The organism is Pseudomonas sp. LH21, assembly GCF_036549575.1.
GTDB lineage: Bacteria > Pseudomonadota > Gammaproteobacteria > Pseudomonadales > Pseudomonadaceae > Aquipseudomonas > Aquipseudomonas peradeniyensis.
The window spans coordinates 2,654,151-2,677,692 of the sequence record NZ_CP144367.1 but is presented as its reverse complement, the minus strand read 5'-3'; the positions used below and the strand labels follow the sequence as shown (position 1 = coordinate 2,677,692).

The following is a 23,542-nucleotide window of genomic DNA, read 5'->3' as shown; positions in this document are numbered from 1 at the left end:
CGGCCCAGAGCGGCTGCGCCCGGGCGCTCAATTCGGGTGCCGGCCTCGATGGCGAAGTGCGCTAAAGTGACCACCCTGCCCTTTTTCGAGCCAAGGACGCCCCCATGCAATTCGCCCCCGCCATTCCGATCCTGCGGATCTTCTCGGTCGACAAGGCCCGGGAGTTCTACCTCGACTTCCTCGGTTTCCAGCTCGACTGGGAACACCGCTTCGCCCCGGACCTGCCGCTGTACATGCAGGTCCACCGCGACGGCCTGATCCTGCACCTGTCCGAGCACCACGGCGATGCCACGCCGGGCGCGGCGGTGTTCGCCCGGGTCGAGGACCTCAAGGCCCTGGAGCGCGAGCTGCTGGCCAAACAATACGGCTATGCGCGACCGCACGCCGAGGCAGTCGACTGGGGCCTGGAGATGCAGGTCGCCGACCCGTTCGGCAACCGCCTGCGCTTCTGCCAGCAGATCGACAACGTCTGATGGCCGGCGGCAAGCGTGCCCTGGCGCGCCTGGAGCGGGAGATGGTCGCCTGCCTGACCGAGGCCTGCGCCACCGCCCAGGGCGAAATCGTCGGTTTCGCCTGGCTCACCCACCAGGTGGACCTCGACGACTTCCCCGCCAGCCTGCGCATCACCTGGGTGTTCACCGACGACACCGACAAGGCCCGGGCACTGGCCGGCGCGGACAAGGCGCGGATACTGGAGCTGAGCACCCAGGCACTGGCCGAGGCCGGTGTACGGCTGGACCATGTGGCCTGGCATTTGCGCTATGACAGTGAAGAAGCTTGCTGGCGCGACCATGGTGGAGACTGGAATCGGCGGTTGCGCTGAGTTCGTGACCACATTGGATCGTATGGGGGCCGGCAGGTGCCCGCCGGGATACAGAGTGAAAGCCACCAGGTGATCGTCGGTGTTTTTGCAGCGCCTATGAGATCGAGCGCCGCCCGCGCGGCGCATCGCGGGACAAGCCCGCTCCCACATTTGTTTCGGGCCAATTATGCCTGTGAAAGTACCTGCGTCTGCCTTGGTGCATGCCTTGAGTCATGTGGAGCAGCGTTAGCGACCACGCCAAAACCGCGTCGGACCAACAAGGCGGACCAGGTGATGGCACAGGAAAGACTGGCCCGAAACAAATGTGGGAGCGGGCTTGTCCCGCGATGCGCCGCGCGGGCGGCGCTCGATCTCATAGCCCCTACAGAAACACAGCCAGGCACCTGGTGGCCCTCACCCAATATCCCGCCATGCACCTGATGACCCAACTCAAATCTCGAATCAACCAAGAACCAAGCCCCCCACCCACCCGCACGCCCGGCGGATTGTGTGACTGGCCGTTCCCGATCCGCGCCGGATGTATTATGGTGGCGGGGTGCGCATATAAAAGCAGCCCGCCGTGTTCGGGCCAGAGCAATGAGGGTGTCATGAGTAACGAAAGCATTAACTGGGACAAGCTGGGTTTCGACTACATCAAGACCGACAAACGTTACCTGTCCGTATGGCGTAACGGCGAGTGGGACAAGGGCACCCTGACCGAAGACAACGTGCTGCACATCAGTGAAGGCTCCACCGCCCTGCACTATGGCCAGCAGTGCTTCGAAGGCCTGAAGGCCTACCGCTGCAAGGACGGTTCGATCAACCTGTTCCGCCCCGACCAGAATGCCGCGCGCATGCAGCGCAGCTGTGATCGCCTGCTGATGCCACGGGTCTCGACCGAACAGTTCATCGAAGCCTGCAAGCAGGTGGTCAAGGCCAACGAGAAATTCGTTCCGCCGCACGGCAAGGGCGCGCTGTACCTGCGTCCGTTCGTGATCGGCACCGGTGACAACATCGGCGTGCGCACCGCCCCCGAGTTCATCTTCTCGGTCTTCGCCATCCCGGTCGGTTCGTACTTCAAGGGCGGCATGACCCCGCACAAGTTCCTGATCTCCGACTACGACCGCGCAGCCCCGCAAGGCACCGGCGCAGCCAAGGTCGGCGGCAACTACGCGGCCAGCCTGCAACCAGGCTACGAGGCCAAGAAAGCCGGCTTCGCCGACTGCATCTACCTCGACCCGCTGACCCACAAGAAGATCGAGGAAGTCGGCTCGGCCAACTTCTTCGGCATCACCGCCAACAACGAATTCGTCACGCCGAAGTCGATCTCGGTATTGCCGGGCATCACCCGCCTGTCGCTGATGGAACTGGCCGAATCGCGCCTGGGCCTAAAAGTGATCGAAGGCGACGTGGAAATCGACAAGCTCGATCGCTTCGTCGAAGCCGGCGCCTGCGGCACCGCCGCGGTGATCACGCCGATCGGCGGTATCCAGTACAACGGCAAGCTGCACGTGTTCCACAGCGAAACCGAAGTCGGCCCGGTCACCCAGAAGCTCTATGCCGAGCTGACCGGTATCCAGAGCGGTGACGTCGAAGCCCCGGCGGGCTGGATCGTCAAGGTCGCCTGAGGCTTCAACAGAGCATGCCAGCGATGGCATTGTGGGAGCGGGCTTGCCCCGCGATGGCGCCCAGCCGCTATGGCTGGGTTGCCTGAGAGAATGCCATCGCGGGGCAAGCCCGCTCCCACGACACCTTATCCCGCCAAGCCCCCTCGCAAGCTCCTATCAAGCCCGCGCGTGCAGACCATGCCGGGTTCCCCTGCCGCCAGATGAATTTTTCTTAAATCGCCGGTTGTCTATTCTTTGGCACAATCAGGTCTCCACTCGCCGCCCAGGAACCAGCATGCCTCGCGTACTGACCATCGAAGACGACGCCGTCACCGCCCAGGAAATCGTCGCCGAACTGTCCAGCCACGGTCTGGAAGTCGACTGGGCCGACAATGGCCGTGAAGGCCTGGCCAAGGCCATCGCCGGCGGCTATGACCTGATCACCCTCGACCGCATGCTGCCCGAGGTCGATGGCCTGACCATCGTCACCACCCTGCGCAACCTGAAGATCACCACGCCGATCCTGATGATCAGCGCCCTGTCGGACGTCGACGAGCGCGTGCGCGGCCTGCGCGCCGGCGGCGACGACTACCTGACCAAGCCGTTCGCTTCCGACGAGATGGCCGCCCGGGTCGAGGTGCTGCTGCGACGCAACAGCGTGCCGATGACCCAGACCCGCCTGCAGGTCGCCGACCTCGAGCTGGACCTGATCAGCCATGAGGCGCGCCGCGGCGAACAGGCGCTGAACCTGCTGCCCACCGAATATAAACTGCTCGAGTACCTGATGCGCCACTCCGGCCAGGTGATCACCCGGATGATGATCTTCGAGGAAGTCTGGGGCTACCACTTCGACCCGGGCACCAACCTGATCGACGTGCACATCGGCCGTCTGCGCAAGAAGATCGACTCGCCCGGGCAGAACCCGCTGATCCGTACCGTACGGGGCTCCGGCTATGCCATTGCCGAACCCGTCTAAGGGCTGGAGCTCCTCCACCAGCCGCCTGCTCGCGCTGTACAGCTTCCTGTTCGTGGCCTGGAGCAGCATCCTCATGGGGGTGCTGTACTTCGAGGTCACCAGCTACCTGAACAAGCTCACCCGTCATTCCATGCTGCAACGCCAGCACCTGTTCGCCCATATGAGCGGCAAGCAGCTGGACGACGCGCTGATCGCAAGCCAGGCCTTCGAGGAGCGCAGCTTCGACGCCTACGGCCTGTTCGACCCACAGCTCAACCCGATTGGCGGGCGCATCCGCAGCATCCCGCCGGAGCTGGGCCTGGACGGCAAGGTCCATGAACTCAAGCGCTGCCTGGACGCCGACGATCCACACCTGCCCCGCGACAGCTGCGACGCCGTGGCGATCAAGGTCCAGGACGGTCGCTGGCTGGTGCTGGTGCGCGACAACGGCTCGCTGTTCGTGGTCACCCGGATCATTCTCGACGCGCTGCTTTGGGGCATTTCCCTGACCCTGATTCCAGGCTTCGCCGGCTGGTACCTGCTACGCCGCCGACCGCTCAAACGCATCCGGGCGATCCAGGCCCAGGCCGAACTGATCGTCGCCGGTGACCTGACCCACCGCCTGCCGGTGTCGGTGCGCCGGGATGAACTGGACATGCTGGCGGCCATTGTCAATGCCATGCTCGATCGCATCGAAAGGCTGATGCATGAGGTCAAGGGGGTCTGTGACAACATCGCCCACGACCTGCGCACGCCCCTCACCCGCCTGCGCGCGCAGCTCTATCGCATTCGCCAGCAAAGCGGCGCCGACTCTGCCGAAGGCGAAGCACTGGACCAGGCGATCGGCGAGACCGACACGCTGATGGCACGCTTCCGTGGCCTGCTGCGTATCAGCGAACTGGAGGACCGCCAGCGCCGCGCCGGCTTCGTCCAGCTCGACCCGCAGGCCTTGCTGGTGGAGCTGCACGACTTCTACCTGCCACTGGCCGAGGATGGCGGCATCCGTCTGCAGCTGGAGCAGCCCGCGCAACTGGCGGCGCTGCATGGTGATCGGGAATTGCTGTTCGAGGCCCTGGCCAACCTGGTAGGCAATGCGATCAAGTTCACCCCGCAAGGCGGCCAGGTGCGCATGGTCGCCAGCGAAGACGATCAAGGCGTGCATATCGCCGTCGAGGACAGCGGGCCGGGGATTCCGGCGGATGAGCGCGAGGCGGTGTTGAAGCGTTTCTACCGCAGCGAGGAAGGCCATCGCCACCCGGGGTTCGGGTTGGGGCTGTCGATCGTCGCGGCGATCGTCGACCTGCATGGGTTCGGGCTGGAGGTGGGCTCCAGCGAACTGGGTGGTGCCAAATTAGTGCTGCACTGTTCCGTCGTTTAAAAGCATCGCGGGGCAAGCCCGCTCCCACGCCAGTACTGCTTGGGGGGGCTGGCGTGGGAGCGGGCTTGCCCCGCGATAGGGCTTCAGCCAATCAGTCAGCCAGGCGCCAGGTGGTAGTGCCCTTGCTGTCTTCCAGCACCACGCCCATGGCCGTCAGCTGGTCGCGGATGCGGTCGGACTCGGCCCAGTTCTTGTCGGTGCGCGCCTGCAGACGCGCCTGGATCAGCGCCTCCACTTCGGCGGCATCGACCTTGCCCTCGGCACCGGCGCGCAGGAAGTCATCGGCTTCCAGTTGCAGCACACCCAGCACATCCCCCAGTTCGCGCAGGCGACCCGCCAGGCCGGCGGCGGCCTCGGGGTCGCTGTCGCGCAGGCGGTTGATCTCGCGCACCAGGTCGAACAGCACGGCGCAGGCTTCCGGCGTGCCGAAGTCGTCGTTCATCGCCACGGTGAAACGCTCGACGAATGCCTCGCCACCCTTGGCAGCGACCCGCGGCAAGCCGCGCAGCGCGTGGTAGAAGCGCTCGAGCGCGCCCTTGGCGTCGCGCAGGCTGTCCTCTGAGTAGTTGATCGCGCTGCGGTAGTGGCTGGCCACCAGCAGGTAACGCACCACTTCCGGGTGGTACTTGTCGAGCACGTCACGGATGGTGAAGAAGTTGTTCAACGACTTGGACATCTTCTCGCCATTGATACGGATCATGCCGCAGTGCATCCAGGCGTTGGCGTACTGCTTGCCGGTGGCCGCCTCGCTCTGGGCGATCTCGTTCTCGTGGTGCGGGAACTCCAGGTCGCTGCCGCCACCGTGGATGTCGAAGCTCTCGCCCAGGCAGCAGGTGGACATCACCGAGCACTCGATGTGCCAGCCTGGACGACCCGGGCCCCACGGCGAATCCCAGTACGGCTCGCCCGGCTTGACGCCCTTCCACAGGACGAAGTCCAGCGGGTCCTGCTTGGCCTCGTCGACCTCGATGCGGGCACCGATCCGCAGGTCTTCGATCTTCTTGCGCGACAGCTTGCCGTAGCCGACGAACTTGCCGACGCGGTAGTACACGTCGCCGTTGCCCGGCGCGTAGGCATAGCCCTTGTCGATCAGGGTCTGGATCATCGCGTGCATGCCGGGGATATGGTCGGTGGCACGTGGTTCCAGGTCAGGCTTGAGGATGCTCAGGCGGCGCTCGTCCTCGTGCATCGCGTCGATCATGCGGGCGGTCAGCGCGTCGAACGACTCGCCGTTCTCGTTCGCCCGGTTGATGATCTTGTCGTCGATGTCGGTGATGTTGCGCACATAGGTCAGCTCATAGCCGCTCTTGCGCAGCCAGCGGGTGACCAGGTCGAAGGCCACCATGCTGCGGCCGTGGCCCAGGTGGCAGTAGTCGTACACGGTCATGCCGCACACGTACATGCGCACCTTGTTGCCGTCCAGCGGCTTGAAAACTTCCTTGGTCTTGCTCAGCGTGTTGTAGATGGTAAGCACGAAGGTTCCTCAGCTGCCCCACGAATCGCGCAGGGTCACGGTCCGGTTGAATACCGGGCGACCCGGCTGGGAGTCTTTCAGGTCGGCGCAGAAGTAGCCTTCGCGCTCGAACTGGAAGCGGTCTTCTGGCTGGGCCTGGCCCAGGGAAGGTTCCGCGCGACAACCGCTGAGTACCTGCAGCGAATCGGGGTTGATGTTGTCGAGGAAGCTGCCGCCGTCTTCGGTCTTCTCCGGGTTGGCGGAGCGGAACAGGCGGTCGTACAGGCGCACTTCGCACTCGACGCTGCCTTGCGCCGGCACCCAATGGATCACGCCCTTGACCTTGCGGCCCTCGGGGTTCTTGCCCAGGGTGTCCGGATCGTACGAGCAGCGCAGTTCGACGATGTTGCCGTCGGCATCCTTGATCGCCTCGTCGGCGCGGATCACGTAGCTGCCACGCAGGCGCACTTCGCCGGCCGGCTCCAGGCGCTTGTAGCCCTTGGGCGGCTCTTCCATGAAGTCGTCGCGGTCGATGTACAGCTCGCGGGCGAACGGCAGCACGCGCACGCCCATGTCTTCCTTCGGGTGGCGCGGCAGTTCGAGCTGCTCGACCTGGCCCTCGGGGTAGTTGGTGATCACCACCTTCAGCGGGCGCAGCACGCACATGGCGCGTGGCGCGGTGCGGTCGAGGTCGTCGCGGATGCTGAACTCGAGCATCGCCATGTCGACCACGCCGTCGGAACGGTTGGTGCCGATCATCTCGCAGAAGTTGCGAATCGACGCCGGGGTGTAGCCACGGCGGCGGTAGCCCGACAGGGTCGACATGCGCGGATCGTCCCAGGCCTCGACGTGACCTTCATCCACCAGCTGCTTGAGCTTGCGCTTGGAGGTGATGGTGTAGTTCAGGTTCAGGCGGCTGAACTCGTACTGGCGCGGGTGCGCCGGCACCGGCAGCTTGTCGAGGAACCAGTCGTACAGCGGACGGTGGCTTTCGAACTCCAGGGTGCAGATCGAGTGGGTGATGCCTTCGATGGCGTCCGACTGACCGTGGGTGAAGTCGTAGTTGGGGTAGATGCACCACTTGTCACCGGTCTGGTGGTGGTGGGCATGGCGGATGCGGTACAGGATCGGGTCGCGCAGGTTCATGTTCGGCGAGGCCATGTCGATCTTGGCGCGCAGCACGCGCTCGCCGTCCTTGAACTCGCCGGCCTTCATGCGCGCGAACAGGTCGAGGTTCTCCTCGACGCTGCGCTCGCGGAACGGGCTGTTCTTGCCGGCCTCGGTCAGGCTGCCGCGGTATTCCTTGGCCTGCTCGGGGGTCAGGTCGCAGACATAGGCGTTGCCCGACTTGATCAGCTCCACGGCCCAGGCGTGCAGCTGCTCGAAGTAGTCCGAGGCGTAGCGCACCGGGCCCGCCCACTCGAAGCCCAGCCACTTGACGTCACGCTGGATGGAGTCGATGTACTCCTGGTCTTCCTTGGCCGGGTTGGTGTCGTCGAAACGCAGGTGGCAGGCACCGCCGAATTCCTTGGCCAGGCCGAAGTTGACGCAGATCGACTTGGCGTGACCGATGTGCAGGTAACCGTTGGGCTCAGGCGGGAAACGGGTGACGATGCTCTGGTGCTTGCCCGAGTCCAGGTCGGCCTGGACGATCGGCCGCAGGAAGTTCACAGGGACGGCGGGTGCGCCTTTGGCAGCGGCGTTTGGCGCGTTGTCGGCAGTGGGCTTGCTCATAGTGTCCTTGAATGCAGGTAGCCGGCCGGGTAGGCCGATTGAATCAAAGCGCCTATCATAGCCGAAGCAGTCAAGCTGCTGACAGCCGGAGCACCGACAAAGTGGCGCGTTTTGTCGCCGCAGCGGTCTACAATCCGGCACAATGGCGCCCCAGTGGCGTGTGCCGCGGCGGCCTGATCCTGCGTCAGGTCATCCGAGCGCACCGCGCACCCTATTTCCCGAATGCCTTGAAAGAGCGAATTTCAGCATGTCCAAAGTCAAACTGAGCACCAACCACGGCGATATCGTCCTGCAACTGAACGCAGAGAAAGCCCCGCTGACCACCGAGAACTTCGTTCAGTACGTCAAGGAAGGCCACTACGATGGCACCGTCTTCCACCGTGTAATCAAGGGTTTCATGATCCAGGGCGGCGGTTTCGACGCAAACATGAGCCAGAAGAAGACCCGCGCCAGCATCCAGAACGAAGCTGACAACGGCCTGAAGAACGACAAGTACACCATCGCCATGGCCCGTACCATGGAGCCGCACTCGGCCTCCGCGCAGTTCTTCATCAACGCCTCCGACAACGGCTTCCTCAACCACAGCGGCAAGAACGTGCAGGGCTGGGGCTACGCGGTATTCGGTGAAGTGATCGAAGGCAAGGAAGTGGTCGACGCCATCGAGAAAGTCGCCACCGGTTCCAAGTCTGGCCACCAGGACGTACCGAAAGAAGACGTGATCATCGAGAAAGCCGAGATCATTGAGTGATACTGCTGATCTCCGATCTGCACCTGCAAGAAGAACGCCCGGACATCACCCGGGCGTTTCTTGATCTGCTCGACGGCCGCGCCCGCCATGCCAAGGCGCTGTACATCCTCGGCGACTTCTTCGAAGCCTGGATCGGCGACGATGCGATGACGCCGTTCCAGCAGTCGATCTGCCAGGCCCTGCGCCGGCTGAGCGACAGCGGCACGGCGATCTACCTGATGCACGGCAACCGCGACTTCCTCATCGGCCAGGCGTTCTGCGACGCCGCCGGCTGCACCCTGCTGGCCGACCCAAGCGTGGTCGAACTCGGTGGCGAGGCGGTGCTGCTGATGCACGGCGACACCCTGTGCACCCGCGACGTGGCCTACATGAAGCTGCGCCGTTACCTGCGTAACCCACTGACCTTGTGGATCCTGCGGCACCTGCCGCTGGGCACGCGGCACAAGCTGGCGCGCAAGCTGCGCAGCGAAAGCCGCTCGCAGACGCGGATTAAGAGCACCGAGATCGTCGACGTCACCCCCGAGGAAGTGCCCAAGGTGATGGCCGCCCACGGCGTGCGCACCCTGGTCCATGGCCACACCCACCGGCCGGCGTTGCACAAGCTGGTGGTCGACGGCCAGCCGGCGCGGCGTATCGTGCTGGGGGACTGGGATCGTCGGGGCTGGGCGTTGCAGGTGGACGAACAGGGCTTCCAGCTGGCGCCGTTCGAGTTTTCCTGAGCGGCAGACGCGCAGCCCTCTGTAGGAGCGGCCTTGTGCCGCGAAAGGGCCGCAAAGCGGCCCCCGATTTCAGCGATTATGCAACGAACGCCGGGGCTGCTTTGCAGCCCTTTCGCGGCACGAGGCCGCTCCTACAGAGGACGCCTGATTACTGGGCGCTGACCACCCGCCCCTTGTCCCGCTCGCTGATCACATACTGCCGATACTGCGGATCAGCCTTGATCTGCGCCTCGGTAAACGGGATCGGCGCCAGTTGCTTGGCCGCGAAGGCCCGCGTCTGGTCGGCGGTATGCGCCGACGCCTTTTCGCTCGACAACGAGAACGCCAGCAATCCCTGAGCCTTTGGCCCTTGCTCGGTGAAGCTGACCACCTGCAGATAGCTCGAACCACTGACCACCAGGCGCTTGCCCGGCCCCACCGGCACACTGACCATCGCGTTGTAGACACCGAGGGCCTGCGGACCACCGGGTACCGGCGTGCCATCGGCAGCCTGCTGGATCTGCCCCCAACGCTGATCGGCGGCGATGCCCGCCTTGCCCACCTGCTCCAGCGACGCCAGCGCCGCCTCGCGCAGCAGCTTGCCTACCGCGGCCTGCTCCACCGCCAGGCCACGCGGGGTGTGCTGCGGGTCGGCCGGGTCGAACGGCACGCGCCAGCTTTGCGGGTGCTCGGCCAACGCGCCGGCGATATTGATGAAGTGGACCAGGCCGACACTGCTGTCCAGGTCGGCCTTGCCGTTCCAGGCCCGCAGGCTGGCACACACTGGCTCAATATCCGCCTCCACACCCTTGCACCACTGCAGCAGGTCCGGCAACAACAAGCTGGCCTGGTACACCTCGTCATCGAACACCATGCGCTGCAGCTCGGCGACACCCAGCTTGTCCTTGCCCTGCAGGCGCTGCAGGGCAAAGCGGCTGCGCATGCCCAGGGGCTGGTCGGCACGGCTGACCAGCGGTGAGAAGCCGGTCAACGGCTGGGCCGGGTTGGCCATCCACGCCGAATCGTTGGCATGCTGCACATAGTCGCGTCGCTCCAGGCTCGGCAGCAGGTTCGCCGGGAAGATCCCCGGCTGGGCCGCCTGCGCGTCGACCTTCCACTGGCAGGCACTGCGCGAGCCATCGAGCACCACCAGCGGGCCGGAGGCCGCCGGATTACTGCACTGCGCCAGCAGCGTCTGGTCGACATAGGGCACCACCGACTGGTTCAGGTACAAGGCCTGGCCGGCGGCATCCACCGCCAGGGTGTTGACCCAGGGAATACCCTGCAACTGCCCCACCGAGGCCTTGAGCGCCTCCAGGCTATCGGCGCGGTTGATCCGGTACCACTGCTGCAGCACCCGGGTATTGTCCAGGTTGGCGTCGCGCAGGCTGTAGGCCGCCTGGTTGTCCCAGTCCAGCCGCCCTGGCCATTGCACCACCGGGCCGAACTTCGACAGGTGGATGGTGCGCTCCACCTCGCTCAGCGTGCCGTCCTTGCCCTTGACCTTGACCTTGAGCTGCTTGCGCTCGAGTGGCAGCGACTGGCCGTCATACAGGTAACGGGTCGCGTCCTTGGGGTCCAGCTGCAGGCGGTAGAGGGTGAAATGCTTCGAGGTGTCGACGGTATGGGTCCAGGCCAGATGGCGGTTGAAACCGATATTGACCACCGGCAGGCCCGGCAGGGCCGCGCCCATCACATCCAGCTGTCCGGGGATGGTCAGTTGCATCTGGTAGAAGCGCATCCCGCCGATCCAGGGGAAATGCGGGTTAGCCAGCAGCAGCCCGCGACCATTGGCCGAACGCTCGCTGCCCACCGCCACGGCGTTGCTGCCACGCTCGGCGGCGAACTGCGCCTGGCGCGCCAAGGCCATGCTGTAGTCGACCGTCGGGCGTTGCGCCGCCAGCTCCGGCGGGGTCGCGGCCACCACCGCCTCGACAAACTGGCCGACACCGCCTTCGGCCAGCAGGCGCCGGGTCAGCTTGACCAGGTCGCGGCTGCTGATCGGCCGCACCCAGTCCCCTGCCCCGCACTCGGCCGGCAGGCCTTGGGCACGCCGCTCGCCCAGGGCCCGGTTGTAGCCGCTGGCATAGCCGTCGAGCAGGTCGCGTACCGCCACCGGCTGCGCCTGCAGGAAGGCGTCCACCGCCGCCGACTCGTTGAGCCAGGTGAAGAACAGGTCGCTGGACAGGTTGTCGCGCTGTTCGACCGTCTTGGCGTCGCCACCGAAATAGCGCGAGCGCTCGCCATTGACCGTCAGCACCTCGTTGGCCAGCAGGCACAGGTTGTCCTGGGCGTAGGCATAGCCGATGCCGTAGCCCAGGCCGCGTTCGTCCTTGGCCAGGATATGCGGCACGCCGAAGCTGGTGCGACGGATCTGCGCAGAGGCCTCGTCGGCGACCTCCCGTGCCTGGACAGCCAGGCTGGAGGCAACCAGGGCGGCGGCAAGGCCCAGGCGGAACAGGGGAAGAGGGATCACAGGCACTCCTCGTGCTATCGGGGTCATCCCGAACAGACGAATGGCCGGATGAAAATTTTACGGTCGACGCGAGGCTGCAACGTCCTCAACAGAACGTGTCAGATTTTTTTCACCGAGGGTTGCAGTTTTGTCGATCTCATTCGTCTTTAGATGTGAGGCACCCATGATTTCGGGACAGTCCACGAAAAGGAGCATTCACATGTACAACCCGCAACAATCGCTATCGGCGCCGCCCGCCCCAGGCCAGGCCGCCGCCCCCCAGGAGGAACGCGTGGGCAACGAACAGATCCGCGAGCTGCTGCGCGCCTATGGCCTGCGCACCAGCCTGATCCGCCTGAAGGTCATCGACGCGCTGCACACCGCCGGGCGCAGTGGCCGCAGCATTGGCGTGCGCGGCGTGCATGCGCAACTCGAGCAACTGGATATTCCGCTGTCGTTCCTGAGTGTGCGCGAGGTGCTCAAGCGCCTGTGCAGCGAAGGCGTCATCAGCCTGGGTAGCGACAAGTGCTACAGCCTCAACCCCCAGGCCCGGGCCGTGCTCGAGCAACCCGTCTCGCGTTGAGCGCCTGGCCGGCAAGGATATGCCGGCCCGCCCGTCTCAGGGCTTGACCTTGCGCCGCAGGATCCCGTTGATCACCACCACGACCACCGCGATGGCGATGGCGATGTACTGGAACGTCTGCTCGCTGATAGTGCCCTGCTTCTGCAGGTAGCTTAGGCCGAGCATGATCCCCAGGACCACCAGGATGATCAGGATCGAGTATTTGAGGCGCTGCACGTGGGTCATCGGAAATTCCTTGCGACATCGGGGACATGAGGCTCCAGCGGAGCCGACGCCATGATACCTCGCCCGCTTTTCCCCCGCTGAAGTTCCTGCCCGCCCCCCTTTCCCTGCACAGACCTCCTCACCCCAGGACACCCGGGCGTGTCTGCGCGCGAAGGCCTGGGTCACACACCCAAACCGCCATCATGGAACCCCTTCACTAGACGATTTGGGGCCTGTAGCTAAAGGGTGAAGGCGTTTCCTACTTCACGCGATCAGGCTGCCCGCAAACAACAGGCAGTTGCGACTACAAGCTCCGGTCCGCTTCGCGCCTAGCGACCCTTTCCGCTGCTGTTCGAAAATCGGACCACGCCACTCGGACCGCCACCCGTGGCCGACCACGCCGCAGCCAACCGGGCCTCGGCGTCTGCCAAACCTACATGACGGAAGGAACCATTTCGTGGAAAAGCCAGACCTGAGCAATATCGACATCACCCAACTGCCTCAATCGCTGCAGGCGCTGATCGAGTGCATCGGCCTGGACAGCGCCTACCGCCTGACCTGCGCTTTTGGCGGACGCCCCAAGTACATTCCCAAGCACCGCGACCGCAGCAAGCTGGCCGATCTCTTGCCGTCCGAAGCGCTCGACGCGCTGATCGAGCGCTATGCCGGCCTGGCCCTGGAAATCCCCAAGCCCGATCACTTCCAGCGCCAGCTGCGCAACCAGCAGATCCAGAAGGAAAGCGCCAACGGGCTGTCCCGCAGCTTGCTGGCCAACAAGTACGGTCTGAGCCTGCGGCAGATCGGCAACATTCGTCGCCAGGAGTGCCATGCCCGCTGAGCAGGCACTCCACCGGGCTTAGAAATCGCGCTTGTAGAAGATATCCAGCGAACTGGCCAGGCCGCTGGCGGCCTCGAGGTACACCTTCTTGCTGAGCTTGTAGCGCAAGGCGATGGTGTTGGCCGGCTCGAATACGCCGACGCCATAACGCAGGCTAAGCCGCTCGGTAAGATTGCCGCTGGCCACCACGCTGGTCTTGTTGCCCGTGCCCTGGGTATCGAGCTGGAAGTCGTCGATGCCCAGGTTCGAGGCCAGGCCACCGGTCAGGCCGGCGCTGCCCATCAGGCCCAGGCCCAGCGCCGCTTCGGCAAGCATGTTGTTGTCCTCGCCGGAGCTGTTCAGCGGCCTGCCCAGCACCAGGTAGGACAACGCCTGCTCCTGGCTCATCGCAGGCTCCGAGAACACCTTGGTGGTCGGCTGCTCGGCGCTGCCGCTCAGGCGGATACCGGCAATCACGTCATCGACCTGGCGGATGGCCTCGATGTCCAGGTACGGCTGGTCGATGGGTCCGGCGAACAACAGGCGCGCACGGCGGATGGTCAGATTCTGCCCATACTGCCGATAGCGCCCGTCGGCCAGGCTCAGTTCTCCGCGGGTGTCGAGGTTGTCGCCGATATGTACATGGCCCAGCAGGTTGGCGGTAAGGCCGAAGCCCTTGAACGACAGTTTTTCGCTGCCGACCTCGACATCGATGTCCATGGCCACCGCCATCGGCGGCTTGCCCTGCTCGGTCTGGTGGCCGACGATCACCGTGTCATCCGAGACCTTGACCGTCGACGGCGGCAACTCGCGCACGGTGATCTTGCCCTTGGGCACCAGCACCTTGCCGGTGACCGCCAAACGATCGTCCAGCAGGCGGATGGTCAGGTCGGGCGCCACCTCCAATGCCGCGTACGGCTCGACACTGACCGGCAGTTGCTGGCCCTGCAGGCGCAGGTCCATGCCCAGCGCCTGCCCCCAGGTCAGGTGACCGGCCAGTTGCCCACGGCCGGCGGCGCCGCTGCGCCAGTTGCCGTTCAACTGCACCTGCTCGCCGGCAATCAGTGCCTGCAGCGACAGATCCTCGAGGCTGACCGGCAGCTCCGCGCCGCTGACTTCGCCGCCGCTCAAGGCCAGGTTGCCATTGACCTGGGGCGCCAGCAGGCTACCCGACAGGCGCCCGCTGCCGTTGAGCTGGCCGGCCAGGCGCTCGACCATCGGCAGGAAAGGGCGGATGACCGACAGATCGAGCCCGGCCAGGCGGAAGTCGCCGGACAACGGTTTGTTGCGGCCCAGCGGGTCGATGCGGGCATTCAGGTTCAGCTCGCCCAGGCGCTCGCCACGGAAATCCACGCGGGTGTCGACCCGGCGCGGCGCCAGGGTGCTGTCCAGGCGCAACACCTGGTAGGGGAAGTCGATCCAGCGATCCTTGTCGCGCACCCGCAGGGTACCGCCGCCGGCATCGATGCGAATGCTGCCCTTGGGCCCGCTGGCGGGGATGTCGAGGTTGATGTCGGCATTGAGCAGGCCCTGCCAGGCGAAGTCCTTGGGCAGCCACTGGGCCAGGCTGTCCAGCGGGAACTGCTTGAGGTGGTAGCGCAGGCGCGGCTCCGGCGCCAGGCGCTGGTCCTCGCCGCACAGGCTGGCCTGGCCGGAGCGCCAGCAGTGGGCACCGAAGTCGAGCTGGCCGCTGGCCAGGCGTTGCAGGCGCGCCGGTGCCTGCAACTGCCAATCCTGGCCGCCGGCCTGGATGCGCCCGCTGGCCAGGCGGCCACGCCAGTCGCCCTTGTTCAGCGCACCGTCCAGCGCCAGGTCGAGCTTGAGTTGCGGGCCATCGAGGGCCAGCGTCGCGGCCTGCTGGCGGATATCGCCCTTGCCTTGCACATCGAGGCTGCCCAGGGCGGTGTCCCCCAGGCGGATCCCACCGGCCTTGAGCGTCAGCTGGCCGCGCTGGGCGTTGTCCAGTCGCGCATCGAGGTCCAGGCGCTGCACACGGTTGTCGGCCTGGCCCAGTTGCTGGCCCTGCAGGGTCAGGGTGCCCTGGGGCGCGGCCAGGGTACCGGCCAGGTCCAGACGGCCCTTGGCCTGCCCTTGCAGTTGCGGCCAGAGCTGGCCCAGGCGCGGCAGGTCGAGGTCGATACGCCCGGCCAGGCGCTGCTGCAGGCTGGCGCTGCCGCTGATGCGGTTGTCACCCAGTTGCACCGCCAGGCTGCCCAGGGTCCAACGCTCGCCAGCGCCCTCGGCGTCGACCTTGACCAGCGCCGGCTGGCCACGCAGGCGACCCTTGAGGTCCAGTTGCGCCTTGAGCGCCAGCTGCTCGTGCTTCAGTTCGCCCTGGCTGCGCAGCGGCCCGGCCAGGGTGCCCGGCAGCTCCGCCAGCCAATAGGCCGGATCCAGCGCCGACAATTGCAGGTCGACATCCCAGGCCAGGGTGTCGGCGAAACGCAGGGCGACACTGCCTGCGGCCTTGCCCTGCCCCGCGCTGAGCAACAACTGCGGCAGGCGTACCTGGCCCAGGTCGCCCTCGAACGGGCTGGCCAGGCTGAAAGCGCCCGCCGGGCCGTCCAGGTCGCCGTTGAATGTGCCCTTGTAGCTGCCGTCGCGGTACTGCACCTGGGCGTTGAAGCGCTTGAGGGTGACCTGGGGCGCCTGCTCCAGCGGATACAGGCGCAGCCAGGGGAAGTCCAGCCAGTCGAGGCTGGCGTCGGCGCTCAGACCCTGCTGCCAGTCGGCGCTGGCCTGCAGCTTGAGGCGCTGCGTGTCACTGGCGTTGAGGTCCAGGGCATCGACTCGGGCGCCCTTGGCGTCCACCTTGCCGACCAGCACCAGGCCCACCGGCCCTTGCTCCGCGGGCAAGGTGGCCGAGCCTGAGAGCTGGTAGCCCTTGAGCAGGTCGCCCTGGGCATCGAGCTTGAGCTGGTTCAGTTGCAAGGTGTCGGGCAACTCGCCCGCCGGCTTGAAGGCCTCCGAGCGGATGCTCAGGCGGGCCGGCAGGTGTTCGGCCAGGGCCTGCAATTCGCCGTTCAGCCGGGCGTCCAGGTAACCGCTGCTGGTGGCCTCGATGGCGAGGGTCTTCTGCAGCTCGCCCTTGGCGTTCAAGGCCAGCTGCCACGGCTTGCCATCCACCGTCGGCAGTTGCAGCGTGCCCTGCAGTTGCAGCGGCCAGTCACCCTGGGGCGTCAGGTCGCCTTGGATATCCAGGCGCAGATCGTCGCGGCGCAGTTGCAGGCTGTCCACCCGCAGCCCGCTGGCGGTCCAGTGTGCGGCCAGGCTCAGGTCGCCCAGCAGGTCGCTGCCATCCAGGCGCAACTGGCCCACCTTGACCTCGCCCAGTTCGATGGCCAGCGGCAGCTTCAGCGCCGGCAATTGCAGCGGGCCGCTGTCGGGGCTGTCCTCACCCGGCGCGAAGGCCATGTCGATGCGCTCGGCTTGCAGGCGCTCGACGCACAGGGTGGCACGCAGCAGACAGGTCGGCGACCAGGCCAATTGTGGCGCCAGCAGCTCGACCCGATCGTCGCCGGCGGACCAACGCAGCAGGCTGGCCTGCCAGCTGCCACCAAGGCGCCCGGTAAAGTCGCTGACCTCGAGCCCCGGCACCCGCGCCAGCGCCCAGCGGCTGCCCGCCTGGGTGCCGAGCACCAGTCCCAGTGCCAGGACGATCAGCAGCAGCAGGCCCGCCAGCACCAGCAGGATCGGTTTGAACACACGCATCACAGCTCGGGCCCCATGGAGAAGTGCAAGCGAAAACCACCGTCATCGTCCAGCGCGCGGGCCAGGTCCAGGCGCAACGGCCCGACCGGCGACACCCAGCGCACGCCGATGCCGACACCGGTCTTGAGGCTGGGGAACTCCAGCGAGTTGAACGAGTTGCCCTGGTCGACGAAGGTCGCCAGGCGCCATTTTTCCGCGATCGAGTACTGGTACTCGGCGCTGCCGGCCACCAGGTAGCGGCCGCCGATGCGGTCGCCCTGGTTGTTCTTTGGCGACAGCGACTGGTAGTCGTAGCCGCGCACGCTCTGGTCGCCACCGGCGAAGAAGCGCAGCGACGGCGGGATGTTCTGCTGGTAGCCGTTGGTGGCGCTGCCGCCGAACTGCACGCGCCCCAGGAAGCGATGGTTCTGGCCCAGGGTGGTGAGCCCCTTGAGCAGCACGTTGCCGTGGATCAGGTTGGTGTCCGAGCCCAGGCCTTCCTTGGCCGCCTGCAGATCGAACTGCAGGCGGTAGCCGTTGTGCGGATCGATGCGGTTGTCGCTGCGCAGGTACGAGAAGCTGACACCCGGCATCAGCAGGTTGCTCAAGCCCGAATCGTCGCCCAGGCGGTATTCCTCGCGCTGGTACTTGAGCGAGATCACCCGTTGCCAGCCACTGGGCAGCTTGCTGTGCCACTCGGGGCCGACGGTGAGCAGCTTGCTCAAGGTGTCGGTGCCGGAAATGTCCTCGTTCTGGTAGCCGCCGGCGAAGCGCAGCTTGTCGGTGAGCGGCGGGTCGAGCGGGATGTCGTACCACAGCCCGACGTTCTGCCGGGGCGCCGACAGCTCGGTTTCCCAACCATAGCTGTGCCCTTGCGGGTTGACCCAGTGGCGGGTCCAGTTGGCCTTGCCGCGCGGCCCGACGTCGGTGGAAAAGCCCAGGCCCAGGCCCAGCGTGCGCGGTTTGCGGGTATCGAGGCGCACATCCACCGGGATGTCCTCGCCCACCGCGGCGGTGGGCGCGGCGTCCACCCGCACGCTGTCGAAGTAGCCGCTCGATTGCAGGTCGTTGTTGAGTTCGGCGATCAGTTCCGAGTCGTAGGGGGTACCGGGCTTGAACGACACCATGCGCTGCAGCAGGTCGTTGTCCAGCGGCGCGTCGCCGCCGAAGGTCACCGCGCCCAGGCGGTAGCGCGGGCCACTCTGGTAGACCAGCTCGATGTCTGCCACGCCGGCCTGCGGGTCCACCGCCAAGCGCTGGCGCTCAAAGCGCCCGGCGAAAAAGCCGTAGCGCGATGCCTGGTTCTGGATCAGGCGCTTGGCATCCTCGTAGGTGCCGTGGTTGAGTTGCTCGCCCGGGCGCAGCGCCTTGCTGTCGGGGATGCGAAAGGCCTTGAGCTCGCTGGCCGGCCCGTCGACGCGCACGGTCACGTTGCGCAGGCGCACAGGCTCCCCGGGCTCGACCCGGATGATCAGTTGCGCAGGTTTGTCCTTTTCGCTGGCGGGCTTGACCTCGGTCTCGACCCGCGCCTGGTAGTAGCCCAGGGCCTGGGCCGCCTTGCGCGTCTGCTCCTCGGCGCCCCGACTGAAGCGCAGCAAGGCTTCTTCGTCGCGCTCGCCCAGGCTGCCGATATACCCTTCGATATTGGACTTGAGCGCCTTGTTGGCGGGTTTGACCCGCACCAGCAATTCGCTCTGCGCCCATGCCATGGAGCTGGCGGCCAGCAACAGCAGGCCCCAGCCAAGTCTTCCTGAATACGTCATGCGCGGCATGCTACCAGAGCAAAGGGGTCAAGAGGGTTGTCGGCAACCACCTGTCACAGGTTCGCCACCCTGGACGATCGGGGATTGGGGTGGAAGAACACCCGCTCCCTGATCGGTCCCACCGCGATCTCGCCGATCTCTTCATAGCCCTGGCGCTGGTAGAACGCCAGGTAGTGCGCATTGCCGGTGTCCAGCACCACGCCCTCGGTGCTGGCGTCCTCCGCGCACCAGTCGTGCACGGCCTGCAGCAGTTGCTCGCCGTAGTGCTGGCCCTGGAACTGCGGGTGCACGCCCAGCAGCGGCAGGACATGGACATTGTCGCCCGGCAGGCAGCCGGCCAGCGCGGCCTGGTAGTCCAGGTAGCGCCGGGTGCAGCGCAGGCCGGTGCCGAGGATCATGCGCAGGCGCCAGGCCCAGCTGTCGGCCACGCCCAGGCGCCGCTGCGGCGGTACGATCAGCGCCAGGCCAACCAGGCGGTCCTCCAGCAGCAGGCCGATTGCCGGCAGCTGCAGATAGAAGTGCTGGCGCACCCACTCGCGCACCATCACCCGCAGGCGACGCTCGTAACCGGGGCGCTGGCCCTCGAACAGCCAGGCGAAGGTCGGCTCGTGGCGATAGGCATGGTAGAGCAGCGAACGCGCCTCACGGGCATAGCCGGCGTCGAGCAGGCAGGTGCGGGCCGGGGCGGCGATGACGTCGGGCATTGCGGGCAGTCCTCCTGGAATGGGCGTACAGTGCCTTGGAGCCAGATTCCGGCGCTGGGTTCACCTCCTCCAGCACGTTAGCAGTGCCCGCCGCGCGGCGCCATGCTGGCCGTGGCCGGCGATGTCGGCTAGCATCCGTGGCTTTTACCAGGATCGTCTTTCCATGAAGATCGTCTCGTTCAACATCAATGGCCTGCGCGCCCGTCCGCACCAGCTGGCGGCGCTGATCGACAAACACCAGCCGGACGTGATCGGCCTGCAGGAAACCAAGGTCAGCGACGATCAGTTCCCGTTGGCCGACGTCGAGGCGCTCGGCTACCACGTGCACTACCACGGCCAGAAGGGCCACTACGGCGTCGCCCTGCTCTCGCGCCAGGCGCCGCTGTCGTTGTTCAAAGGCTTTGCCAGCGATGAAGAGGACGCCCAGCGCCGTTTCATCTGGGGCACCTTCGCCGATGCCGACGGCACGCCGATCACCGTCATGAACGGTTACTTCCCCCAGGGCGAGAGCCGCGACCACCCCACCAAGTTCCCGGCCAAGCAGCGCTTCTACAGCGACCTGCAGGCGCTGCTGGAAAGCCAGTTCCAGAACAGCCAGCCGCTGGTGGTGATGGGTGACCTGAACATCTCGCCCCAGGACTGCGACATCGGCATCGGCGCGGACAACGCCAAGCGCTGGCTGAAGACCGGCAAGTGCAGCTTCCTGCCCGAGGAGCGCGAATGGATGGAGCGGCTCAAGGGCTGGGGCCTGGTCGACAGCTTCCGTCACCTGTACCCGGAAGTGGCAGACCGCTTCAGCTGGTTCGACTACCGCAGCCGCGGCTTCGAGGACGAGCCCAAGCGCGGCCTGCGCATCGACCTGATCATGGCCTCCCAGGGCTTGCTGCCACGGGTCAAGGCCGCCGGGGTCGACTATGAACTGCGCGGGATGGAAAAGCCTTCGGACCATGCGCCGATCTGGCTTGAGTTGGGTTGAGCTGCTATCAGGCGCTGGACGATAGCCTTGCAGCGCCTATGAGATCGAGCGCCGCTCGATCTCATAGGCGCCACACCTCTCTCGTCAAACACTTACACAAATCCCCCTTAAACATCGCCGCGTTCATTTCGTCCATCAGCACGAACTCCCGCTGTCTGCCCAGCAACCCTGAACAAGGCTTCCCCATGACCGCACCCCTGAACCGCCTCACCCTGGCCGCCCTGCTGGTCGCCTGCAGCCTGCCGGCCCTGGCCGCGGCGCCCGCGCACAAACCCGGCACGGTGTTCCGCGACTGCGCCAAGACCTGCCCGGAAATGGTGGTGCTGCCCGCCGGCAGCTTCATGATGGGTACCCCGAATGACGAAAAAGGCCGCCAGGACGACGAAGGCCCGCTGCACCAGGTGACCTTCAAGAAAGCCTTTGCCGTCAGCCAGTACCAGATCACCAACGGGGAATGGAAAGCCTACCTCAAGGCCAGCGGCTACAAGGTCCCCAACGGCGACACCCGCCCGGGCCGCGAATGCATCGCGGGCGTGCCGCGCTACCAGCAGGGTGACCGGCAACCCGCCGTGTGTCTGAACTTCCACGAGGCCGAGGCCTACGCCGCCTGGCTGTCGAAGAAGACCGGCAAGGTCTACAAGGTGCTCAGCGAATCCCAGCGCGAATACGCCGTGCGCGGCGGCAGCACCGGGCCGTTCCCCTTCCCGCTCGATGACAACGACGAGCAGAAGTACCAGATCTCCAAGCACGCCAACACCTACGGCCCCACGGACGGTTTCTCCTTCACTTCGCCCGTCGGCAGCTTCCCGCCCAACGCCTTCGGCGTCTACGACGGCCACGGCAACGTCTACGAGTGGACCCGCGACTGCTACGTCGACAGCTACGCCACCGCCCCCACCGACGGCAGCCCGCAGACCAACAGCAGCGAATGCGAGGATCGCCGGGTGATTCGTGGCAACGACTACACCGAGGCGCCGATCTTCTCCCGTTCGGGCAACCGCAATGAGCGCAGCTCCACCCTGCGCGGCGACTGGATCGGCTTCCGCATCGCCCGCGAGCTCTAAGTCCTACCTGCCTCCGGCGCCCCTGGCGCCGGATCCGCCTCGCCACTAAATCCGCGCAAAACCCTCTCGTCTACCAAGATCAGGGCCTGGTCCGCCGCCCTGCGCCAACGAATACTCACGAGATGACTCCATGACGTCCAAGACCCCCAGCCTCGCCCAGGAAACCCTGCGGATACTCAAGCCGTTCTGGATGCTGGTCGCGCTTTCGGCGGCCCTCGGCGTGGTCAGCGGCCTGAGCGTCACCGCCCTGCTGGCCACCATCAACAGCGCGATGAACGCCGTGGGCGGGCCGGACACCCGCACCGCCCTGCTGTTCGGCGGCCTGTGCCTGCTGACCCTGGCCTGCTCCACCGGCTCGAACCTGCTGACCAACTACGTCGGGCAGAAGGTGGTGGCGCGCCTGCGCCGCGAGCTGGCTGCCAAGGTGCTGGTGGCGCCGATCGCGCAACTGGAGCGCTACCGCGCCCACCGCCTGATCCCGGTACTGCTCAACGACGTCAGCACCATCAGCGCCTTCGCCCTGTCGGTGGCGCCGATGGTCATCGCCTTCACCGTCACCCTCGGCTGCCTGTCATACCTGGCGCTGCTGTCCTGGCAGATCCTGCTGGTCACCGTGCTGACCGTGGTGATCGGCACCGGCGCGCAGTTCCTCGCCCACCGCCACGGCATGAAGAACATCCTCACCGCGCGCAACAACGAAGACGAACTGCAGAAGCACTACCAGGCCCTTTCCGGCGGCGCCAAGGAGCTGCGCATCCAGCGCCAGCGCCGCCAGCATATGCACGACCAGCTGATCCACGGCGCCACCGAACGCATCTGCAAGGCCAACATCCGCGCGGCGAACATCTTCGTCAGCGCCGAGACCTTCGGCTCGATGCTGTTCTTCGCGGTGATCGGCATCGCCATCGCCTTCCAGGCCCTGTGGCCGAGCACCGACAAGACCGTGCTGGGTGGTTTTGTGCTGGTGATGCTGTACATGAAGGGGCCACTGGAACAGCTGATCACCAACCTGCCGAGCATCAGCCGGGCACAGATCGCCCTGCGCCGTATCGCCGAGCTGTCCCAGCGTTTCTCATCGCCCGAGCCACACCTGCTGGTCAGCGACCGCGCACCACAGGTGACCGAGGTCAGCTCCATCGAACTGCGCCAGCTGCGCTATGACTATCCCCAGGTCGAAGGCAGCCAGCCGTTCCACCTGGGCCCGGTGGACCTGACCATCCGCCAGGGCGATATCGTTTTCATCGTCGGCGAGAACGGCTGCGGCAAGACCACCCTGATCAAGCTGCTGCTGGGCCTGTACACCCCGCAACAGGGCGAGGTGCGCCTCAACGGCGAAGCGGTCACACCGCAGCGCCTGGACGACTACCGCCAGCTGTTCACCACCATCTTCGCCGACTACTACCTGTTCGACGAACCGCTGCCGGGCCTCGCCGAGCTGCCGCCGGAGGCCGCCAAGTACCTCGAGCGCCTGGACATCGCCCACAAGGTCGGGATCCGCGACGGCAGCTTCACCACCACCGACCTGTCCACCGGCCAGCGCAAGCGCCTGGCGCTGATCAACGCCTGGCTCGACCAGCGTCCGGTGCTGGTGTTCGACGAGTGGGCCGCCGACCAGGACCCGGCCTTCCGCCGGGTGTTCTACACCGAGCTGCTGCCGGAGCTGAAGCAGCAGGGCAAGACCATCATCGTCATCTCCCACGACGACCGCTACTTCCCGGTGGCCGACCAGCTGGTGCGCATGCACAGCGGCAAGATCCTGGTCGAACGCAACCAGGAGCCGGCCCTGCCCGCCTGACCCCTCCTCCACGGGCGGTGGCCCTGTCACCGCCCGCGCCACTTAAATTCCCCGCCGCACCGCTCGTTCCCCTATTGCCGCACGCTGAATCAACCCTGCCTACAGGGAAGTCGCAG

The 23,542-nt window shown here is 66.0% G+C and carries 19 protein-coding genes; 12 read left to right on the top strand and 7 right to left on the bottom strand.

Annotated elements, in window-relative coordinates; all coding sequences use genetic code 11:
- Positions 1 to 104: 104 nt before the first annotated feature.
- The 5 genes from VUG52_RS12270 (at position 105) to VUG52_RS12250 (ending at position 4,742) form a co-directional block, all read left to right on the top strand.
- Positions 105 to 473: a glyoxalase superfamily protein gene (locus VUG52_RS12270; RefSeq protein WP_050706017.1), complete on the top strand. Its 369-nt coding sequence runs from the start codon at positions 105 to 107 to the stop codon at positions 471 to 473.
- Positions 470 to 823, top strand: a complete 354-nt coding sequence (locus tag VUG52_RS12265; RefSeq protein ID WP_050706018.1) for a hypothetical protein — start codon at positions 470 to 472, stop codon at positions 821 to 823. Before VUG52_RS12270 ends, VUG52_RS12265 begins: the two co-directional genes overlap by 4 nt.
- A gap of 587 nt (positions 824 to 1,410) precedes the next feature.
- Complete coding sequence (locus VUG52_RS12260; RefSeq protein WP_028690746.1) at positions 1,411 to 2,430, top strand: branched-chain amino acid aminotransferase; 1,020 nt, start codon at positions 1,411 to 1,413, stop codon at positions 2,428 to 2,430.
- Between the two features lie 274 nt (positions 2,431 to 2,704).
- On the top strand, positions 2,705 to 3,385 hold the full coding sequence (locus tag VUG52_RS12255) for a response regulator transcription factor (protein ID WP_050706019.1): 681 nt from the start codon (positions 2,705 to 2,707) through the stop codon (positions 3,383 to 3,385).
- Positions 3,363 to 4,742 (top strand): sensor histidine kinase, encoded by a 1,380-nt coding sequence (locus VUG52_RS12250; RefSeq protein ID WP_331833029.1) that lies wholly within the window; start codon positions 3,363 to 3,365, stop codon positions 4,740 to 4,742. The genes VUG52_RS12255 and VUG52_RS12250 overlap by 23 nt, the downstream gene beginning before the upstream one ends.
- Before the next feature lie 91 nt (positions 4,743 to 4,833).
- Here VUG52_RS12250 and cysS read toward each other — a convergent pair whose 3' ends face one another.
- Positions 4,834 to 6,216: a cysteine--tRNA ligase gene (cysS, locus tag VUG52_RS12245; RefSeq protein WP_050706021.1), complete on the bottom strand. Its 1,383-nt coding sequence runs from the start codon at positions 6,214 to 6,216 to the stop codon at positions 4,834 to 4,836.
- A 9-nt stretch (positions 6,217 to 6,225) separates the two neighbouring features.
- Complete coding sequence (locus VUG52_RS12240) at positions 6,226 to 7,929, bottom strand: glutamine--tRNA ligase/YqeY domain fusion protein (protein WP_050706022.1); 1,704 nt, start codon at positions 7,927 to 7,929, stop codon at positions 6,226 to 6,228.
- 247 nt (positions 7,930 to 8,176) lie between these two features.
- Here VUG52_RS12240 and VUG52_RS12235 point away from each other — a divergent pair, with 247 nt between their 5' ends.
- A complete protein-coding gene (locus VUG52_RS12235) occupies positions 8,177 to 8,677 on the top strand; it encodes a peptidylprolyl isomerase (RefSeq protein WP_050706023.1) in 501 nt (166 codons plus the stop codon).
- Positions 8,674 to 9,396: a UDP-2,3-diacylglucosamine diphosphatase gene (gene lpxH / locus VUG52_RS12230; protein WP_331833027.1), complete on the top strand. Its 723-nt coding sequence runs from the start codon at positions 8,674 to 8,676 to the stop codon at positions 9,394 to 9,396. Before VUG52_RS12235 ends, lpxH begins: the two co-directional genes overlap by 4 nt.
- A gap of 148 nt (positions 9,397 to 9,544) precedes the next feature.
- Here lpxH and pvdQ read toward each other — a convergent pair whose 3' ends face one another.
- Positions 9,545 to 11,851: a bifunctional acylase PvdQ gene (pvdQ, locus tag VUG52_RS12225; RefSeq protein WP_371263143.1), complete on the bottom strand. Its 2,307-nt coding sequence runs from the start codon at positions 11,849 to 11,851 to the stop codon at positions 9,545 to 9,547.
- Between the two features lie 199 nt (positions 11,852 to 12,050).
- Here pvdQ and VUG52_RS12220 point away from each other — a divergent pair, with 199 nt between their 5' ends.
- On the top strand, positions 12,051 to 12,413 hold the full coding sequence (locus VUG52_RS12220) for a fe2+ zn2+ uptake regulation protein (RefSeq protein WP_050706026.1): 363 nt from the start codon (positions 12,051 to 12,053) through the stop codon (positions 12,411 to 12,413).
- Between the two features lie 36 nt (positions 12,414 to 12,449).
- Here the strand turns inward: VUG52_RS12220 and VUG52_RS12215 are convergent, their stop codons facing one another.
- Positions 12,450 to 12,638, bottom strand: a complete 189-nt coding sequence (locus tag VUG52_RS12215; protein WP_011533313.1) for a hypothetical protein — start codon at positions 12,636 to 12,638, stop codon at positions 12,450 to 12,452.
- Positions 12,639 to 13,074: 436 nt separating this feature from the next.
- Between VUG52_RS12215 and VUG52_RS12210 the strand changes: the two genes are divergently transcribed.
- Positions 13,075 to 13,455: a Mor transcription activator family protein gene (locus VUG52_RS12210; RefSeq protein ID WP_050705633.1), complete on the top strand. Its 381-nt coding sequence runs from the start codon at positions 13,075 to 13,077 to the stop codon at positions 13,453 to 13,455.
- An 18-nt stretch (positions 13,456 to 13,473) separates the two neighbouring features.
- On the opposite strand, the gene VUG52_RS12205 is transcribed toward VUG52_RS12210, so the two are convergent.
- From VUG52_RS12205 to VUG52_RS12195, 3 genes are read right to left on the bottom strand one after another with little or no spacing between them, the layout of a single operon-like run.
- Positions 13,474 to 17,148 carry a translocation/assembly module TamB domain-containing protein gene (locus VUG52_RS12205; protein WP_442964603.1) on the bottom strand — a complete coding sequence of 1,225 codons (3,675 nt, stop codon included), beginning with the start codon at positions 17,146 to 17,148 and terminating at the stop codon, positions 13,474 to 13,476.
- On the bottom strand, positions 17,145 to 18,887 hold the full coding sequence (locus tag VUG52_RS12200) for an autotransporter assembly complex protein TamA (protein ID WP_331833025.1): 1,743 nt from the start codon (positions 18,885 to 18,887) through the stop codon (positions 17,145 to 17,147). Before VUG52_RS12200 ends, VUG52_RS12205 begins: the two co-directional genes overlap by 4 nt.
- A 53-nt stretch (positions 18,888 to 18,940) precedes the next feature.
- Positions 18,941 to 19,591, bottom strand: coding sequence for a GNAT family N-acetyltransferase (locus tag VUG52_RS12195; RefSeq protein ID WP_050705630.1), 651 nt, complete (start codon positions 19,589 to 19,591; stop codon positions 18,941 to 18,943).
- Between the two features lie 163 nt (positions 19,592 to 19,754).
- Between VUG52_RS12195 and xthA the strand changes: the two genes are divergently transcribed.
- From xthA to VUG52_RS12180, 3 genes are all read left to right on the top strand, one after another.
- Positions 19,755 to 20,567, top strand: a complete 813-nt coding sequence (xthA, locus tag VUG52_RS12190) for an exodeoxyribonuclease III (protein WP_050705629.1) — start codon at positions 19,755 to 19,757, stop codon at positions 20,565 to 20,567.
- A gap of 185 nt (positions 20,568 to 20,752) precedes the next feature.
- The gene (locus tag VUG52_RS12185) at positions 20,753 to 21,631 is read left to right on the top strand and encodes a formylglycine-generating enzyme family protein (RefSeq protein WP_331833024.1); all 879 of its coding nucleotides are present in this window, start codon (positions 20,753 to 20,755) and stop codon (positions 21,629 to 21,631) included.
- Between the two features lie 130 nt (positions 21,632 to 21,761).
- Positions 21,762 to 23,426: a cyclic peptide export ABC transporter gene (locus tag VUG52_RS12180; protein WP_050705627.1), complete on the top strand. Its 1,665-nt coding sequence runs from the start codon at positions 21,762 to 21,764 to the stop codon at positions 23,424 to 23,426.
- Positions 23,427 to 23,542: the final 116 nt, after the last annotated feature.

Excerpts from the sequence above, each read along its gene's own strand:
- VUG52_RS12270 (WP_050706017.1), top strand. The coding sequence starts at position 105 with ATGCAATTCGCCCCCGCCATTCCGATCCTGCGGATCTTCTCGGTCGAC.
- VUG52_RS12260 (WP_028690746.1), top strand. The coding sequence starts at position 1,411 with ATGAGTAACGAAAGCATTAACTGGGACAAGCTGGGTTTCGACTACATC.
- VUG52_RS12255 (WP_050706019.1), top strand. The coding sequence starts at position 2,705 with ATGCCTCGCGTACTGACCATCGAAGACGACGCCGTCACCGCCCAGGAA.
- VUG52_RS12250 (WP_331833029.1), top strand. The coding sequence starts at position 3,363 with ATGCCATTGCCGAACCCGTCTAAGGGCTGGAGCTCCTCCACCAGCCGC.
- VUG52_RS12240 (WP_050706022.1), bottom strand. The coding sequence starts at position 7,929 with ATGAGCAAGCCCACTGCCGACAACGCGCCAAACGCCGCTGCCAAAGGC.
- VUG52_RS12235 (WP_050706023.1), top strand. The coding sequence starts at position 8,177 with ATGTCCAAAGTCAAACTGAGCACCAACCACGGCGATATCGTCCTGCAA.
- VUG52_RS12220 (WP_050706026.1), top strand. The coding sequence starts at position 12,051 with ATGTACAACCCGCAACAATCGCTATCGGCGCCGCCCGCCCCAGGCCAG.
- VUG52_RS12215 (WP_011533313.1), bottom strand. The coding sequence starts at position 12,638 with ATGACCCACGTGCAGCGCCTCAAATACTCGATCCTGATCATCCTGGTG.
- VUG52_RS12200 (WP_331833025.1), bottom strand. The coding sequence starts at position 18,887 with ATGACGTATTCAGGAAGACTTGGCTGGGGCCTGCTGTTGCTGGCCGCC.
- VUG52_RS12195 (WP_050705630.1), bottom strand. The coding sequence starts at position 19,591 with ATGCCCGACGTCATCGCCGCCCCGGCCCGCACCTGCCTGCTCGACGCC.
- xthA (WP_050705629.1), top strand. The coding sequence starts at position 19,755 with ATGAAGATCGTCTCGTTCAACATCAATGGCCTGCGCGCCCGTCCGCAC.
- VUG52_RS12185 (WP_331833024.1), top strand. The coding sequence starts at position 20,753 with ATGACCGCACCCCTGAACCGCCTCACCCTGGCCGCCCTGCTGGTCGCC.
- VUG52_RS12180 (WP_050705627.1), top strand. The coding sequence starts at position 21,762 with ATGACGTCCAAGACCCCCAGCCTCGCCCAGGAAACCCTGCGGATACTC.